The 17,140-nt window shown below is 44.3% G+C and carries 11 protein-coding genes, 1 tRNA gene and 1 pseudogene; 6 read left to right on the plus strand and 7 right to left on the minus strand.

Annotated elements, in window-relative coordinates:
• The first annotated feature begins 88 nt into the window (after positions 1-88).
• Together RB604_RS11670 and RB604_RS11675 are read left to right on the plus strand one after the other, a co-directional pair.
• Positions 89-1,015: a hydrogen peroxide-inducible genes activator gene (locus RB604_RS11670; protein ID WP_007480290.1), complete on the plus strand. Its 927-nt coding sequence runs from the start codon at positions 89-91 to the stop codon at positions 1,013-1,015.
• 16 nt (positions 1,016-1,031) lie between these two features.
• A pseudogene (locus RB604_RS11675) lies at positions 1,032-1,181 on the plus strand (aquaporin); the annotation flags it as partial.
• Positions 1,182-1,311: 130 nt separating this feature from the next.
• Here the strand turns inward: RB604_RS11675 and RB604_RS11680 are convergent.
• Positions 1,312-2,070, minus strand: coding sequence for a NigD1/NigD2 family lipoprotein (locus RB604_RS11680; protein ID WP_005924052.1), 759 nt, complete (start codon positions 2,068-2,070; stop codon positions 1,312-1,314).
• Positions 2,071-2,288: 218 nt separating this feature from the next.
• On the opposite strand from RB604_RS11680, the gene RB604_RS11685 reads away from it, so the two are divergent.
• Positions 2,289-2,840 (plus strand): RNA polymerase sigma factor, encoded by a 552-nt coding sequence (locus RB604_RS11685; protein ID WP_005924050.1) that lies wholly within the window; start codon positions 2,289-2,291, stop codon positions 2,838-2,840.
• 11 nt (positions 2,841-2,851) lie between these two features.
• Complete coding sequence (locus tag RB604_RS11690) at positions 2,852-4,102, plus strand: outer membrane beta-barrel protein (protein ID WP_182422702.1); 1,251 nt, start codon at positions 2,852-2,854, stop codon at positions 4,100-4,102.
• 390 nt (positions 4,103-4,492) lie between these two features.
• On the opposite strand, the gene pflA is transcribed toward RB604_RS11690, so the two are convergent.
• Positions 4,493-5,218: a pyruvate formate-lyase-activating protein gene (gene pflA, locus RB604_RS11695; RefSeq protein WP_055295439.1), complete on the minus strand. Its 726-nt coding sequence runs from the start codon at positions 5,216-5,218 to the stop codon at positions 4,493-4,495.
• A 26-nt stretch (positions 5,219-5,244) separates the two neighbouring features.
• Positions 5,245-7,473, minus strand: coding sequence for a formate C-acetyltransferase (gene pflB / locus RB604_RS11700; RefSeq protein WP_021935498.1), 2,229 nt, complete (start codon positions 7,471-7,473; stop codon positions 5,245-5,247).
• Positions 7,474-7,762: 289 nt separating this feature from the next.
• Between pflB and RB604_RS11705 the strand changes: the two genes are divergently transcribed.
• Positions 7,763-7,847 (plus strand) — tRNA-Ser (locus tag RB604_RS11705).
• 700 nt (positions 7,848-8,547) lie between these two features.
• Here the strand turns inward: RB604_RS11705 and RB604_RS11710 are convergent.
• Positions 8,548-11,670, minus strand: coding sequence for a response regulator (locus RB604_RS11710; RefSeq protein ID WP_007480299.1), 3,123 nt, complete (start codon positions 11,668-11,670; stop codon positions 8,548-8,550).
• Positions 11,671-11,989: 319 nt separating this feature from the next.
• On the opposite strand from RB604_RS11710, the gene RB604_RS11715 reads away from it, so the two are divergent.
• A complete protein-coding gene (locus RB604_RS11715) occupies positions 11,990-12,313 on the plus strand; it encodes a thioredoxin family protein (protein ID WP_055295441.1) in 324 nt (107 codons plus the stop codon).
• 231 nt (positions 12,314-12,544) lie between these two features.
• Here the strand turns inward: RB604_RS11715 and RB604_RS11720 are convergent, their stop codons facing one another.
• From RB604_RS11720 to RB604_RS11730, 3 genes are read right to left on the minus strand one after another with little or no spacing between them, the layout of a single operon-like run.
• On the minus strand, positions 12,545-14,719 hold the full coding sequence (locus RB604_RS11720; RefSeq protein ID WP_055295443.1) for an alpha-N-acetylglucosaminidase: 2,175 nt from the start codon (positions 14,717-14,719) through the stop codon (positions 12,545-12,547).
• Positions 14,720-14,725: 6 nt separating this feature from the next.
• A complete protein-coding gene (locus tag RB604_RS11725; RefSeq protein WP_055295445.1) occupies positions 14,726-15,811 on the minus strand; it encodes an acyltransferase family protein in 1,086 nt (361 codons plus the stop codon).
• Positions 15,812-15,870: 59 nt separating this feature from the next.
• Positions 15,871-17,121 (minus strand): GntP family permease, encoded by a 1,251-nt coding sequence (locus tag RB604_RS11730; RefSeq protein WP_055295447.1) that lies wholly within the window; start codon positions 17,119-17,121, stop codon positions 15,871-15,873.
• Positions 17,122-17,140: the final 19 nt, after the last annotated feature.

Consider the following 17,140-nt stretch of genomic DNA (forward strand, 5'->3'; position numbering starts at 1 on the left):
GCAAAGATAGGGGGAAAATGTATGCGTGTCAAACTGATAATTTCTATCTTTGCATAGACAGAATCTATAACCCGTAAAACTTTGATAGATGACGATACAACAATTGGAGTATATACTTGCCGTAGATCAGTTCAGGCATTTTGCCCGTGCTGCGGAATATTGCCGGGTAACTCAACCTACTTTGAGCGCAATGATTCAGAAACTGGAAGAAGAACTTGGAGTGAAGCTATTCGACCGTACCATGCAACCGGTGTGTCCTACACGGATAGGAGAGAAGGTGATTGCGCAGGCACGTACCATATTGACACAGGCTTCGCAGGTGAAGGATATTATCAATGAGGAGCAGGGGACGCTTACCGGCACTTTCCATCTGGGGGTGTTGCCAACCATCGCACCTTATCTGTTGCCACGTTTTTTCCCGCAGATGATGGAGAAATATCCCGGGCTGGATATCCGTGTGACAGAAATGAAGACACAGGATATCCGCCAGGCTTTACATACAGGAGATATCGATGCTGCTATTCTGGCAAGTGTGTTAGAGGATACGGCTTTGTCCGAGGAGATCCTTTTTTATGAACAGTTTTATGGATATGTTTCCCGAAAGGAACCTTTGTTCGGGCGAGAGGTAGTCCGTACTTCCGACATTACCGGTGAGAGGTTATGGTTGCTTGATGAAGGACATTGTTTTCGCGACCAGTTAGTTCGTTTTTGCCAGATGGAAGCCGTGAAGCTCCATCAGATGGCTTATCGTTTGGGAAGTATGGAGACATTTATGCGGATGGTGGAAAGCGGGAAAGGAATTACATTTATCCCGGAGCTGGCCGTGTATCAGCTTTCCGAATCGCAGAAAGAGTTGGTGCGTCCGTTTGCTATTCCTCGTCCCACCCGGCCTATTGTGCTGACAACCAATAAGGATTTTATACGTGTCAGCCTGCTTGCTGTGCTTAAGGAAGAGATACGGACTGCTGTACCTAAGGAGATGCTTACTTTGCAGGCTGTACAATGCTTGGTTTAGTGAAGACCGGTCGGTGGGTGCCTCTGTCAATCCGGCACGTAGTATTGGTCCGGCTTTGTTTGAGGGTGGTGTTGCATTGTCTCAGTTGTGGCTGTTTATCGTGGCTCCGTTTGTCGGTGCTGCATTAAGTGTCGGAATCTGGAAAATACTTTCTTCTGATAAGTAATAAATGCCTGTTTGATTTGTGAGGAGAAGGCAGAAAGGTTCTTTTTCATAGACTTCGAACCTGTGCTTATAAAAAGGCGGCTGTTCCCTGTTTTGGGAAACAGCCGCTTCATCATTTTATTATATCAGAATTAATAGTTCGTTCCAGTCGTGTAACTCATCGGTTTGAGTTGATTAGCAGTAGGTATTTGGCTGCTTTTCGATTGTTTTTCAAGGTCTATTTTCTTGTATATCACATTATCATAAATCGTATTTACACGTATCTTCAAGCCTTTGGCGGTTTTCATCTCCTCCGCTATTTTATCCAGTTTAAAGGATACGATGCCGTCACCTATTCTTCCTTCGTCGTCGTCATATGCATTGTGGCGGAATTCGAGGTTGATGTACCCCTCCTCATCTATGAGATCTTTGTCCGTATCATATACCAGGTTCAGCATATGCTTTTTGTTGGGATTGCTTGTTCCGCGATATTGGAACTCCATTGTCAGATAGCCTTGTGCAATCCAATGGTAAGTCATATTGATACGGTTGTCTCCGATGCTGTCGGCTGTTTCGGCTGTCAGCGGGATAATGTCTTTGGTCAGGATGGAATCCATTCTCACTACTTGAATATTATAATCATATCCGGGGACTTGTTCTTCAAACTGATGGAACCATACGAACACCCGTTTTCCGTCTACAATCGGATAATTACGGATAGCGGAGTCATCGCCCGGATACATCTTTCTGCCACTGTCCAGACCGAAATAATAATCATCCGTGTCATCAATTTGTCTGAGAGTGGCAATTGTGAAATCGGAATAAACGGCATCATCGTCGTCCAGACAAGACTGGAGGAAGGGAACGAGAGCCAAGATCACGGTTACTGCAAATAAATTCAATTTCTTCATAAGTTCGTTTTGGTTTTGGAATATTACACTTAAATTGTAAAGGCTTTCATTTGCCCGGTGCGCCTCCCTGTGGGGGAAGCATCCGTATGGAAAATACAGGAAAGAAAAGAATATTGCACGGAATATTGTTAAAGAAACAAAAGTGGGAAAAGTGTTGTTCTCTATATGCAGTATTTCTATCTTTGCTGCATTTATAAGATAAACACGTGTTTAAGAGAATGGAAGAACAAGAGCTGACAGAGCTATGCAGGCAAGGCGACAACCGTGCCCGCAAGGAACTTTATGAGCAGTATGCCGGACGGATGCTCGGTATCTGTCTCCGATATGCCGGAGACAGAGAGACCGCCCAGGATCTGCTGCACGACGGCTTCCTGAAGATTTTCGGTTCGTTCGATAAATTCACCTGGCGTGGTGAAGGTTCTCTTAGGGCATGGATGGAACGTGTGATGGTGAATGTGGCACTGCAATATCTGCGAAAAAATGATGTGATGAGCCAGTCGATGGCACTGGAAGATGCTCCCGAAACATACGAAGAACCGGATGCTTCGGAGGTGGAGGCCATACCACAGCAGGTCTTGATGCATTTTGTAGAAGAGTTGCCTGCCGGTTATCGTACCGTATTCAACTTATACACGTTTGAAGATAAGTCGCATAAAGAGATTGCCCAATTGCTGGGTATCAACGAAAAGTCCTCGGCTTCGCAATTGTTTCGTGCCAAAACCGTGCTGGCCAGGAAAGTGAAAGAATGGTTAATGATGAATGACAGATGAAGGATGAGAAGATGAAAGATAGAGAGATGTGGATGGACAAGCTGAAAGAGAAGTTGGAAAACTACTCTGAGCCGATACCTCCTTTCGGTTGGGAACAACTGGAGAAGGAGCTGGTGCCGCCTGTCAAAAAAAGAATACTGTATCCTTATCGCAGATGGGGAGCAGCAGCGGCCGCAGTGTTACTGGTGGTGGCCTCTTCTTTGAGTATTTATTTTCTGAATACTCCTACGGCCGATGAAATACGTCATACGGTTGCTCCGGTATTGGCCTCCGATCCCGATCTGTTGCCACCGGCACACGATCCCGACATGCAAGTGGCAAAGGTGGAACCTGTGCAGCCACGTCCGGTAATTGCCCAAGCGAGGAAAGTGACGGAGAGGGAGGGAATCGAACCCTCGGTACCTGCCGAAACTGTTACATGTCCGGTGGAAGAAGGGGTAAACCCGATACGGGAAGCAGAAGCGAAAGAGACTCTTCCGGATGAAACGAAAGAGACTAAAGAAGAATCAGGTACAGTCGTGCGTCCTCATCAACGTTCGGGGCAAGATAAATTGCATATTCCGGCAGAGAAACCCAAAGCAAAGAAAGGGCGTTGGTCTGTGGGGGCGGCTGTCGGGAATGGTGGCGGTACCTCTTTCTCCGGTAACGGGGCAGTAGAACCTCTGCACAGTTCGTTTTCCGACCAACGGTTGAACTTGGCACCTACTGCCGGGAATGAGATTATTCAGATTCCCAATAATCAGGTGGTGGTATTTAAAGAAGGGGTGCCTTACTTAAAACGGACGGATGAAATAGTAGATATCAAACATCATCAACCGGTTTCTTTCGGGCTGTCGGTGCGTAAAGGACTTGCGAAAGGTTTCTCCGTGGAAACAGGTGTGACATATACTTTGCTTTCTTCCGATGTACAGACGGTGGTTAGTGATGCCCGGATTGATCAGAAGCTGCATTATATCGGTATTCCTGTTCGTGCCAACTGGAATTTCTTTGATAAAGATCGTTTCACATTATACGTAGCTGCCGGCGGAATGGTAGAAAAGTGCGTATATGGCAAGTTAGGAAATGACAAGCTGACGGTAAATCCGTTGCAATTCTCGGTTTCCGGTGCGGTAGGTGCGCAGTTTAATGCAACGAAGCATATCGGTGTCTATGTAGAGCCCGGAGTTGCTTATTTCTTTGACGATGGTTCCGATGTGCAGACGATTCGTAAAGATACTCCTTTCAATTTCAATCTTCAGGCGGGGATTCGCTTTACTTATTGATAAATCTGTCAAGAGCGGATTTATGTATTATTAACTCGGATAGTTGTTTTTTCAGGAGAAAGTGTGTGGCATTGCCCCATAGCAACATTTGTACCGAGACAAATAATGAAAGGCATCGTGACGTTACTTGTTATTCATCGTAACGTTGCTTGTTATTCATCGTTACATGCCGTGTTATTTTATGAAAGTATCGTGCCCGGATAGTGAAAATACCGTGTTTGGAACTTTGGTTTCCTGTATTTATAAAAAGAAAGGAGGAAGCGGCGGCCTTCTCCTTTAGGTGTAGTTTAATTGAATCTATTTCATGATTACATCCGTAAAGATACGAACTTAAAATGTGTAAGTCAAGTCTTTTTCTTCTTTTTATTTCAGTTTGTCAGTCTTTTTATCTTAGTTTACCTGTACGGTTTTAAAGTACTCTTTGAATAGCCCGGCAGCGTGTTCGGTCTGTTCCGGCGTATTCTCTTTGATTCCTTTCAGTTGATAGGTTTGTCCCATTGCTTCGTATTTATGTACGCCAAGGGTGTGATAAGGGAGTATCTCTACTTTCTGAATCATCCGGTAGTTTCCCAGTTGTCTGCCGAGTGCGCGGATGTCATCTTCAAAATCACTATATCCGGGCACTAATACATAGCGTAACCAAAACGGCCGTTCGTTTTCTTCCAACCAGGCTGCCGTACGCAATGTCTGCTCATTGCTTCGTCCGGTCAGTGTCCGGTGGTGTACCTGATTGAATTCCTTGATGTCCAGCAGTACGAGGTCTGTCAACTTCAATAATTCTTCTACATGCTCGTTCCATACTCCACCGTTGCTGTCGAGACAAATATTGATTCCCTCTTCTTTCAGCCTGCGGAACAGAGGCAATAATGCTTCCGCCTGCAAGGTAGGCTCACCTCCGGAGAATGTGATTCCTCCACGTTTTCCGAAGAAAGGTTTTTGGCTTACTGCCATACGGACAATCTCTTCCGGATTTGTGGAGGTTCCTCCCTTGGCGGCAATCGTATCCGGGTTGGCACAGTAGAGACAACGGAAGTTACAACCTTGTAGAAAAACGACGAGCCGAAGACCCGGCCCGTCGAATGTTCCCATACTTTCGTATGAATGTACGTTTATCATCTTCTTTATCGATTCAGTTTTTCACATTACATGCGTTCATGAAAACTGCGTGAGATAACTTCCAATTGATGCTCACGGCTTAGTTTGATGAAGTTTACAGCATATCCGGAAACGCGGATGGTGAGTTGCGGATATTTTTCCGGATGCTCCATGGCGTCTTCCAGCATCTCGCGGTTCAGTACATTTACGTTCAGGTGATGTGCGCCTTTGGTGAAGTATCCGTCCATCATTGTTACCAGATTCTCTATCCGGTCTTCTGCTGTGGCACCGAGTGATTTCGGGACGATCGAGAAGGTATTGCTGATACCGTCTTGTGAATCACGGTAACGCAGTTTGGCTACCGAGCTCAGAGAAGCAATCGCACCGTTTTTATCACGTCCGTGCATCGGATTGGCACCCGGAGCAAAGGCAATGCCCTTGGCACGTCCATCGGGAGTGGCACCGGTTTTCTTACCGTACATCACATTGGAGGTGATGGTCAACAATGAAAGGGTAGGACGGGCGTTCTTGTAAACCGGCAATTTCTTCAACTCCTCGCTGAAATAATACACAAGGTCTACACCCAGGTGGTCTACTTTGTCATTGTCATTACCGAAGCAGGGGAATTCACCGTCGATGTCGAAACCTTCCGTCAGTCCGATGTCATTGCGACGGGCTTTCACCGTGGCATATTTAATTGCGGACAACGAGTCGATAGCAATCGAAAGGCCGGCTACACCATAAGCTAAGTTGATGCGCGGATTAGTATCGATGAGTGCCATTTGTGCTTTCTCATAATAATACTTATCGTGCATATAGTGAATGATGTTCATGGCATCGTTGTATACACGTGCTATCTGGGTCAGTACTTTTTTATAGTTAGCCATTACTTCTTCAAACTTCAGCACCTCGCCCGTCAACACCGGAATATCTTTTACCATTACCGTACCGGTGTTTTCACAACGTCCACCGTTGATAGCCAACAGCAGTGCTTTGGCAAGATTGGCACGTGCGCCGAAGAATTGTATCTGCTTACCGATTTCCTGATAGGATACGCAGCAGGCGATACCATAGTCGTCCGACTGACGTACTTCGCGCATCAGATCGTCGTTTTCGTATTGTACGGAAGAGGTGTCGATGGAAACTTTTGCACAGAATTCTTTGAAACCTTCCGGTAGGTCGGGGCTCCACAATACAGTCATGTTAGGCTCCGGTGACGGTCCTAAGTTGTATAGGGTTTGTAAGAAACGGAAAGAAGTTTTGGTAACTTTGGTACGTCCGTCGTTGAAGCGTCCGCCGATTGATTCGGTTACCCATGTAGGGTCTCCTGCAAAAATATCGTTGTAAGATTGCATACGCAAGTGGCGTACCATACGCAGTTTGATGACAAACTGGTCGATTAGTTCCTGTGCGAATGTTTCGTCAATCTTTCCGTGAGCGAGATCGTATTCAATATAAATGTCAAGGAAAGATGATACATTACCTAAGGACATTGCGGCGCCGTCCTGCTCTTTTACAGCTGCCAGATAGGCCATGTATACCCATTGAACGGCTTCTTGGGCATTGTATGCGGGGCGGCTGAGGTCGAGTCCGTAATATTCGCCCATCACTTTCATTTCTTTCAGTGCCTTGATTTGCTCTGCTACTTCCTCGCGAAGGCGGATACGGGCTTCAGTCATCGGGCCTGTCAGGTGTTTCAAATCTTCCTGTTTCGCTTCAATCAAACGGTCGATGCCATAGAGGGCCAGGCGGCGATAGTCACCGATGATACGTCCACGGGCATAGTTGTCTGGAAGTCCTGTAAGGAATCCCAATGAACGGAACGAGCGGATCTCTTCGGTGTATACATCGAATACCCCGTCGTTGTGTGTTTTACGATAATGAGTAAAAATATCTTTTACACGGTCGTCTACTTCCACACCGTTTTCATGACATGCCTTAGCCACCACATTGATTCCACCGAACGGTTTGATGGCACGTCTCAGCAGTTCATCTGTCTGCAGGCCGACGATTAGCTCATTTTCTTTGTCGATGTATCCGGCTTTATGCGAAGTTATTGTTGATACGGTTTTGTGGTCGAGTGATCGTACACCGTTATTTGCCCTTTCTTCTTCGAGTGCTTTAAGACAGCAGTTCCACACCGCTTTTGTACGTTCGGTAGGGCCTTGCAGGAAAGAAGAATCTCCATAATAGGGAGTGATATTGTTGCTGACAAAGTCCCTCACATTGATTTCTTTGCTCCAAAGTCCGTCATTAAAGGTTTTATTCAATTCCATAATAAAATATTTAGTTAGTGGTTGGGGGTATCCATCTTCTTTAGAGCGTGCAAAGTTACAACCATTTTTCATATTATGGGTATAAATATTCTCCATTTTGTGTTTAATAGCATAAAATACCTATAAATAGGGAATGAGAATAAAAGATTATATCATTTTTTTTATGAAAACGTTTGGAGTTTTAGAATCTCTTTGTATCTTTGCACCGCTTTTAACGAAAAGCGCTTCTGATTTGAATTTAAACGAACAACAGATGAGGTTCGTGAGAAAGAGATGAAGAAGAAGTTTTGGAGAGGTGGCAGAGTGGTCGATTGCGGCGGTCTTGAAAACCGTTGTACTGCGAGGTACCCGGGGTTCGAATCCCTGTCTCTCCGCTGAAATAGTAGAAATATTTACTAAATAGCCCTGTAAATCATTGATTTACGGGGCTATTTCTTTTTGTGATAAGTTGTAGCATCTTCAAGAAAAAGACGTAGCAACTTTCCAAAAAAGATGTAACAGGTTTTAACGGAAAGATGTGCAGGTTTCCAAAAAAGATGTAGCATCTTTTTTCCGGTGAATGTTTTATTCTTTAGAATGTTGACTCTTCTGTATGTTTTTTCCCCCTTTCACCGGCTTCACCTTTTTTTAATCAAATACCCTATTCATCGGCAGTACAGGGTGAAGGGCCGTTGCCACTTTCCGCTCTCTGTGTAAATACCTTCCAAGAACTGGGCATACGGGGCGTAAGCCTCAGGCATACGGGCAGTGAGCACCGATCATACAGACGGTGGGCACGGTTGCCGGAAAAACAAGGCGTGCCTTCACTCTGCATCACCGATAAATAGGGGATTTGATTAAAAAAGGTGAAGGGGGTGAAGGGGGTAAATTCTATGTGGATAATGTACCCCGATGAACAAAATTGTCCCTTAGGGGAAGCTTCTAAAATGAAATGGCCTGATCAAACCGGAACAATATATCAAGTGTTTTTAAGTCTGTTTAAATTTTGCTCAAAATAAACTGATAAGAACTTTTAAGAGGAAAATTTAAACAGGTTCTAAGCATTGCTAAATATGCTTTTTCAAAAGTAACTTGTTACATGAAAATGATATGTTGCCTTAGCATGGAAGTTATTTGTGTTTTCAATTGGTCGGCATTTATCGGTTTTGCCATATAGGCATCAAAGCCGTTTTCCATGACTTTTTGTTCGTCAGAAGCATAGGCGAAAGCGGTGACAGCTATGATTGGAACCTGAGTCGAATATTTGCGTATCTCTTTAGTCGCTTCGTATCCATCCATAACAGGCATGTTGATATCCATCAGAATGAGTTGTGGAGCATATTCTTTGAATAGATCAACCGCTTCCTTTCCATTCCAGGCATGCACCAAAGTGTAGTCTTTTTTGAGAATGGACTCTATCAGATGATAATTGCTTTCATGATCTTCTGCAACCAGAATCGTGATTTTTTGTTTTTTTATTTTTATCGGTTCTGACTTTGTCTCTTCTTCATGATGCTGATTAGTTGCAGGAACATAAGGTAGGGTAAACCAAAAAGTAGAACCTTCGTTTATCTGGGATTTCAAACCGATTTCCCCTCCCATATGTTCGACGAGGGTTTGGCAGATAGAGAGACCTAAACCTGTACCTTGTGCAAAATTGTTTAGCTTAACGAAGCGTTCGAATATATCTTTTTGTTTTTCGGCCGGAATGCCACATCCGGTATCGGTGACGTAAAAATAAAGAGTGCCATTGTCACGCTTTTCGTAGCCGAAACGTATACTGCCTTTATTGGTAAACTTAATGGCATTAGTAGCCAGATTAATAATTATTTGTGAAATACGGTTACGTTCGGCGTGAATATAAAGTTCCGGTAATTGGGGCTCAAACGAAAGCGTGACCTCTTTGTCCGGAGACAGTTTCAGACGAAGAGAACTTTCCAGCTCTGTCATGACTTTGTTCAGTTCGAAATCAGTGTCTATGAATTCCATCGTACCGGCTTCAATTTTAGAAAGATCGAGGATGTCACTGATAAGTTGTAACAATAAAGTATTGTTGTTGTCGATAATGCTGACATATTCTTGTTTCTCTTCTTCCGCTTCAGTAGAGGCCAGAATTCCGGAGAATCCGACGATGGCATTAAGAGGGGTACGAATCTCATGGCTCATATTAGCAAGGAAAGCAGATTTCAGACGGTTGGATTCTTCTGCACGGTTTTTGGCAGAAACTAAATCTGTCTCCATCTTTTTTCGTTCAGTGATAACCAATGAAGAACCTACCAGTGTTAGCGGTTTTCCTTTTTCATCATAACTTTCTACGGCAGCGCGGGCTTCTACCCAATCGATGTGCTTGCAACCATTGACACGGTTCACAACACGGTATTCTTCTTTAACAGTCTGTATACGTCCGGCAATCAGATCGGCATAGGCCTCTTTCACTTTAGGAAGATCTTCTTTGTATATCTTGGCAAAATATTGATTATCGGGCACAGACATTTGTTCTTCATTTATTTTATTATTATCACTTAATTCGACAGGTTTGTTTATGTCACAAAGTATGGTGTGAGTTTGCAGATTCCATTTCCAGGGCACAATGTTGGCTATGTCGAGAGCCATCGAAAGCTTATGGTTGATAGAGCGTAACTGTTTTTGTGCATGATGTAATTCTGTGCTGTTCAGGCAGAATACATCCATAAAGCGTCCGTCGCTGGTAGCGTTTACTACGATATCATAAAATGTATCTATTTCTTTGTAATAGTAAGAGAAAGTGATGGAGCGTTTTTCCTGTAAGGCTATATTCATGAAATACAGGAATTGTGGCATTGATTCCGGGAACATTTCGCTGCCCGACTTTCCTATGATTTCATTTCGTTTGAAGAATCTGTTTTCAAAGTGTTTGTTTACATCGGTGTATTTGGTATCGATGATACGGCCTTCTTTATTTTTTATCAGTTCTTCCGACATATAAAGAATGGGCATGTTATTGATAAGGCTATAGTATCTTGTAGTGGTTTCCAGTTCTTTTTGTTGTAATCGTTTCATCTTTTCGAGTACGTGCAGGCGGTGATACTGGAAAGATAGCAAAAGAACGATAATAAAACAGATACTTCCGATGATTATATATTCGTATTGTTCCCAGAAAGTAGGAGGGGCATTATAGAAAACGGTGTTTTCAGGACAACGCTCGGGACTGAGATTGTGTTGGATTAATGATTGGTAATTGAACCTTGGCGCAGCATCTGTGGCATAGTAAAAAGGGATATCACGTGCCTGTTTTCCATTGAGAATTTCTTTAATCGTGTTTAAAAGCCGGTCGACGTATTTTTCTTCATCATATATGTAGCCGCCTACGATTCCGCCTTCTTCATCGACCCCTACCGTTCTGAATGAAAATAAAGGCATGGATGAAGTGGCGATGATCCGATGCGAATTACTTATCAGTACGGTATTGCCATTGTAGTCCTTGGCACGGAGCCAAGAGGAAAATAGAATGCCGGTAGTTTGCAGGTCTTGCTGGTTCAAGATGGAAAACAGGCTGTCGGTCGAAGTGTTTTTGGCAGAAATGAACTCGTATCCCATTTCCGGATACTTCTCACGGATGAGTTTGGAAAGATCGTAATCGTTTTGTTGGCAGATATATGTTTCATCACCGATGTATATAACTTTATCCATTTGCGGGATCAGTTGTTTCATAAGCTGAAGATTCTCTTCCATATAAATATTGGCCTGCATCATTGTCAGGTTATATTTGTCTTGCAGGCTATTTATAGGAATACGTTCTTCTTCTGTGAGGGGATGCCCTTGAATGATCGAGTCGATAGGCCCTGTGTAATCCCGTTCACCGCACAATATCATAGGGATGTCGGGCCAGCGCCGGTTCAATTCATCGTGTAGGATGAAGCTTGCATTTCCTATAAGTACAATAACTTTGGGAGAGTAGGAATATACTTCTGAAAGTATATCCTTTTTCAGATTTTTTCTTGCTTCAGCGTCTTGTAATGTCAGCATGTTTAAGTTTTCTACATACACTCCGATTTGTTTGTTTTGTGATGCCATGTTTACAATTGGAGTGATGAAACTATTGCTCCAGGGATTAGAACTGCTGTAAGCATTAAGAACGAGAATATGATTGATGTTGGTACCAGTGTTCTCGCTGTATGACAAGTAGGTTTTTACTAATAAGCAGAGGGTGATGATGATTGCTTTTAAAATGCTCCTCATTTCTTTTTTATGATTTTGTTTGTTGCTTGGTTTAAATTTTGAACAAAAATATGTATAAATTAGCGATGGGCAAAAAAAAGCAGGAGAATATTTGAATAAAATGATATAATTGAAGTTAAGTAGTATGATGAAGAAACGTTTAAGTGGCATATCTTGACATAAGCGGATCGTTTTTTGTCAATATTGAGAATGGATCGATACTTTTGAAGGGCTTGGTTGCCCGATGTATTAATCTATCTTTATTCTTGTCTGTATCGTAAACATTCTCCCTTTTTGTGTTGTTGGAACAGCAGTTAATCAATTTAAAGTATTTATCGAAATGGAAGAAAAGAAAATAGCCCGTGAAAATAGAAATGAGGAAAAACTGAGTCATGGCGATTGGGTCATGGCAGAATTTTATGCAACTTGGTGTCCTCACTGTAAGCGTATGCATCCGGTGGTGAAACAGTTTAAGAAAATGATGGAAGGTATTCTTGAAGTCGTGGAGGTGGACGTGGATCAGGAAAATGCTCTTGCCGAATTTTATACGATTGAAAGTACGCCTACATTCATCTTGATGAGAAAAGGTGAACAATTGTGGAGACAATCCGGAGAATTGAGTTTGGAAAGATTGGAAAGGGCTGTGAAAGAGTTTAAGTCCTGACATGTTTTATGTCTGTAACAGATGAATATTTCTTCTGATGTTGCAGATAGTCGGGATTTATGAAAAAGATGTGGCAGTTTTTTCTATTCTGCCACATCTTTTTCGGAAAGAAGTTATACCCTTTCATACAGAGGATACTGCGTCTTTAGGGACTTAAATACTGTTTTCAAAATTGCAAGTTGCATCACATTTCACTGCAAGTTGCATTGTCTTTTGTCGTTACCCTGATGATTAGTTTATTTTTCGTTTATACTTATTTAATAAAAAACGGGCGTAAATAAGCAGGTCGCCTTCCGGAGTTACTTCAACAGGGCGGGTGGAACTCACCCATGAATCTTCGAACAGTCTGAATTCTCCGTCCAGCTTTTCCTGATCGAATTCCCGATTATTTTCAACTGCTGCAACGACCGCGTCCAGATACATGTCCCAACGTTTGGAATAGTAGTCCTTGATAAGTCCTGCCCAAGTACGACTGGCATAATCATTTAGACGGCCTCCCCAGGTGGTAATCAGATTGCGGGCATTCTTCTCATAATAGTTTTTCAATTCCGGGGTATTGCCGTATTTGCGGGCATCGGAAATCCACTTGTCGAGCGAGCAACGGCTATGGAAGGCATTCAAACGTTCCAGGTCGTTTAGTATTTCGCGCATTTCTGCCGCTCTTGCCTTTAATGCCGGCAGGTCTTTGGCTTCATACATGCGGTCGAAGTCATCTTTTACCGTCAAGAAATAATTTCCAAGTAGTTGGCGTCCTACAGTGATGATATCCAGCCGGAGTGCATCGCGATTGCAATCGGGAGCTTGCAACAGCTTTTGCCATGCCTGAAGCAGAGCGGTATTCGGATAGTTGATGGAAGTACGGTTGTTGGGCTTATTCATTACGGGACGAAGGTTGGGTAGTACGGCCAGGGTTCTGGGAACTTGTACATACACTTGATTGAACAGGATATCCCAAGCTTCGCGAACCGGTTCGGAGGTAACTCCGGTATGACGGTCGGCAAGAGCATTCAGCCAACTGCGATCGTCCGTATTCAGTGTCCAGGCTTTTTCGAAGATATATTCATAGGGGAACTGCATCACATCCAATCCTTCCAACGTGGAGCCGATACCTTTAAAATTGCTTCCGCCGTTTATCAGGGTGTTGTCCAGACGGACACCGCTTTCTTTTACGTTTCCGGTGAGCGTGGTGTTTCCGCCAAAGTTACCAAGATAACACCAAATGTAAGGTTGGCCGTGGAAGTGTTCGATGGTTTTCCATAATTCCACGTTCTCGCAGTGATAATCTAAAAGTACCATTTTGCCTTGCGGCACTCCTGTCAACATTGCTTTCACGCGCGGTGCGGTCCAGTCTTTACGGTCGAAGTAGAACATCCAGGTCATTTGCATCCATTCGGCTTTCGGGTCGGCAGCAGTCAGGGTGTGATACATGTCCGCGGATACTTTACTGAGGTATTCCGGTTCCCAGCTTGGAGGATCTACCTCATTGAAAGGGTCTACGCCATAAATATGATCTGTCCCGAAGAGACGGGTTTGTTCCTTGATGTACTGTTTTTGGATAGTAGCAAATAAGGCTTCTTCCGGATTCAAGAAATGACAGCGATACTCTTCGGCAAAACCTGCCCATTTTCCGAGATTTTGAATATTCGCTTCGGGGAAGATACGCTTCAGTGCACCGGGCACATGTCCGGCGAAGGCGGGAAGTACCGGTTTCATGTTCAATTCGCGTTCGCGGGTCAGAATTTTCTTTTGTAATTCCACTTGGCTATCCAGCCAGTGCATGGGTAGAGGGCCGTTCCATCCATCTATATTGGCCATCCGGTGCCAGGGAAGATAGGTCGGTCCGGTAAAGTAAGAGCGTATTTCTTCATCCGTCAGTCCTATTTTCTTCCATACTTTGTACCACACGGCTTCTTGTCCGGTAATGGCCAGGGGCATGTTGATGCCGTTTAGCGCCATCCAGTCGATGAGGCGTTCCCAATCTTTCCATTGCCAGAAAGGCATGGTGTAGCCATATGTACAATAATTCAGGAAGAAACGCCGGTCTACTTTCGCTTCTATTTGAATGGGTTTCTCGACAGCCGGAAGTGTTTCAGGCATTTCTACCGGAATGTCAGCATACCAGGAGATAGTGGTCAGGCAATAATATCGCAAGTAGTGATTCAGTCCCATAGCCATCGAGTTGGCATTGTTGCCACTGATTATGATTTTCCGGGGATCGGAAGCGTCCAGGCGGAAACAGTCTTTCCCGTCTATCGGTTTTATCTTTCTGAACTGAAAGTTTTCGGCGTATGCCGGAATGAGACGTTTTACCATCGATTGCATGGCAACTACGTCTTTCTCTTTCGCTCCCGCCGCGAGGGAGAGGAATAGGGTTACGATAACCAGACAAATGTTTCTTTTCATCATTTTTAATTAGAGTTTTATGTAAATTTGTTTTTTAAACAGAATATATCCCACCAGCCAAATGAGGGACAGGAAAAGGGCGGCATACATGAACGAACCGAAATAATTGCCGAATAGAGGTTGCAGGCAGGTATCGAACAGGAAAGTATTGATATGCCATGTACGGAACAGGTCACCGAATATCTCGGCTGCTACATATAGCAGCAATGGATTAACCCCGAAGACTTTGAAGAAAGTACACCATTCTTTCTTTTTTCGGACGTCGATTACTTCAATTAGTACAGCCAATGCCAAAGCAGCTATTCCGCAAGTAACCAGCACGAAACTCGGTGACCACAGGCGTTTATTCAGCGGACAGGCATAGCTGAGCAGGAATCCGGCAAAGAGCAGGAGAGTGCCCATAAAGAAGAGTTGCTGCATCCTCTCCTGGTTGTCTTTCCGGTTGATAAGCATGTGACCGCATACAAAACCGATCATTACTTGGGCTACGGCAGAAATGGTACTCAGAATTCCTTCGGGCTCAACGAATTGCCGGCCTTGCAAGTACATGTGGCTGGTTCCTAAAACGGTGGAATCGACTATGGCCATGATGTTATCGGGACTTTTCTCGAATCCGTTTCCTGCCAGTTGAAGGATAAAATAGCCTATTAGCAAGAGCAGGGCTATCGGAAGAAAACGTTTGTGTGGGATGAATAATGCCATGACGGCAGTGATCCCGTAACAGATGCCGAGCCGTTGCATCACTCCTAAGATGCGCATGTGCTCCCAGTCGTTCCAGATTCCCGTTTCGAAGGAATGGATGAGCCATTTCATCGCAATGCCTATCAGAATTAAAAGAAAAGCACGTTTTATTATTTTTCCGATTGTAAGTTGCCATCGGAAATTGTATTTCCGGAGGGAGATATACGTGGAAATTCCCATTAGGAACATGAACATCGGGAAGACGAGATCGGCAGGAGTAAAGCCGTCCCATTTTGCATGCCGTAGTGGGGCATAGCCATATCCACATGCACCGGCATTGTTGACAAGTATCATGCCGGCAACAGTGATACCTCGCAAAACATCGAGAGAGAGAAGACGTTGGTGGGTGGACATAGGGGGATTCATGATTTATGGATTATGATTTATGAATTATGAATTATGTGAAACGGGAACTACCAGATGAGACATAGAAGGGTGGTGGAGGTGGCTAATACGGCTCCTATGAGGGTTTCGTAGGGGATAAGTTTTAACCGCTCTTTAAACGTCAGTTCGCAAACGCCTCCGGTGGCATGGAAAAAGGAGCCGTGGGGCAGGTGGTCCAGAACGGTAGCGCTGGAATTTATCATGGCAGCTCCCCAGGCGGCTGATATGCCTACGGCAAGGATGGCATCGGCAAAGGAAGCCGAAGCAAGCGTAGCACCAGCGGTAGTGGATGCCGTAGCGGCGGACATTAACGCGCCCGATACCGGGGCTATCATTATTTCGTTGAAATGCGCTTGTTCCAGAAGATGCAGTATCCAGTCTTTAAGGGTGGAGTTCTTGATGACGCCCGCAATTGTTCCTGTTCCGATCAGCAGTACGGCTACGGTGGACATCTTTTGAAGACCGTACTCTATACTCGGCAAGATGTTTTTCCATTGTTTCATGCAGAGAATGCCGCAGATGCCGCCGATGGGCAATGCGATGAGAGGGTCGACGGTGATTCCTGCCACAGGCCGCAGGGCGAGTAGGATGATTGTGATAATGGGGGCTACCAGACTGCTGGCAAGAGACGGTAATTGTTTGTCGTCTGCAACTTCTTCTTCTTGTTTGGTTCCATTGTTTGTCAATCTTTTAGGGATAAGACGCATGATGACGAAAATCGTAAAAAGTAGTCCTATAACTGCCGGCAGAACATTATAAAACATGACCGATGAGAGATCGGCTTTAAAGTTTTCGGCGGCAATGATGGTATTCGGGTTGGGAGATACTATATTACCACATTTTCCACCGCCGATCATGGCTATCAGCAGCACGGATGGCGACAGCCCCAGACGTTTTCCGATGGATAAGGCGATGGGGGCTACGGTGATAACCGCTACGTCGATAAAGACGCCGACTGTACACAGCAACATAGTGGCCAGAGCCAAAGCGGCAAATACACGCTTCTCACCGAGTGTGTTGATGATGGCATTGGAAATAGTAGTTGCTGCTCCTGTTTTGATTAGTATGCCCGATAGCACACCTGCCGTAAGAATGCGAATAATGGCTGGAGTTACGTCCTTGACACCGTCCGTCATCACGCTTACGGTATCTGCCAGTGACAGTCCACCCAATAATCCGCCTACAATAGCACCGGCAATCAGGCTGTAGGTAGGAGATATTTTCTTTATAATTAAAAAGACGGATATTAATAATCCGAATAAAGCACCGATGGCAGTCATAGAAGAGGATTTGATTTAT

This window comes from Bacteroides salyersiae, from assembly GCF_031172035.1.
Taxonomy (GTDB): Bacteria; Bacteroidota; Bacteroidia; order Bacteroidales; family Bacteroidaceae; genus Bacteroides; species Bacteroides salyersiae.

What these genes read in the sequence shown, in the direction of transcription:
- RB604_RS11670 (WP_007480290.1), top strand. Translation starts at nt 89, where the DNA reads ATGACGATACAACAATTGGAGTATATACTTGCCGTAGATCAGTTCAGG.
- RB604_RS11680 (WP_005924052.1), bottom strand. Translation starts at nt 2,070, where the DNA reads ATGAAGAAATTGAATTTATTTGCAGTAACCGTGATCTTGGCTCTCGTT.
- RB604_RS11685 (WP_005924050.1), top strand. Translation starts at nt 2,289, where the DNA reads ATGGAAGAACAAGAGCTGACAGAGCTATGCAGGCAAGGCGACAACCGT.
- RB604_RS11690 (WP_182422702.1), top strand. Translation starts at nt 2,852, where the DNA reads ATGAAAGATAGAGAGATGTGGATGGACAAGCTGAAAGAGAAGTTGGAA.
- pflA (WP_055295439.1), bottom strand. Translation starts at nt 5,218, where the DNA reads ATGATAAACGTACATTCATACGAAAGTATGGGAACATTCGACGGGCCG.
- pflB (WP_021935498.1), bottom strand. Translation starts at nt 7,473, where the DNA reads ATGGAATTGAATAAAACCTTTAATGACGGACTTTGGAGCAAAGAAATC.
- RB604_RS11710 (WP_007480299.1), bottom strand. Translation starts at nt 11,670, where the DNA reads ATGAGGAGCATTTTAAAAGCAATCATCATCACCCTCTGCTTATTAGTA.
- RB604_RS11715 (WP_055295441.1), top strand. Translation starts at nt 11,990, where the DNA reads ATGGAAGAAAAGAAAATAGCCCGTGAAAATAGAAATGAGGAAAAACTG.
- RB604_RS11720 (WP_055295443.1), bottom strand. Translation starts at nt 14,719, where the DNA reads ATGATGAAAAGAAACATTTGTCTGGTTATCGTAACCCTATTCCTCTCC.
- RB604_RS11725 (WP_055295445.1), bottom strand. Translation starts at nt 15,811, where the DNA reads ATGTCCACCCACCAACGTCTTCTCTCTCTCGATGTTTTGCGAGGTATC.
- RB604_RS11730 (WP_055295447.1), bottom strand. Translation starts at nt 17,121, where the DNA reads ATGACTGCCATCGGTGCTTTATTCGGATTATTAATATCCGTCTTTTTA.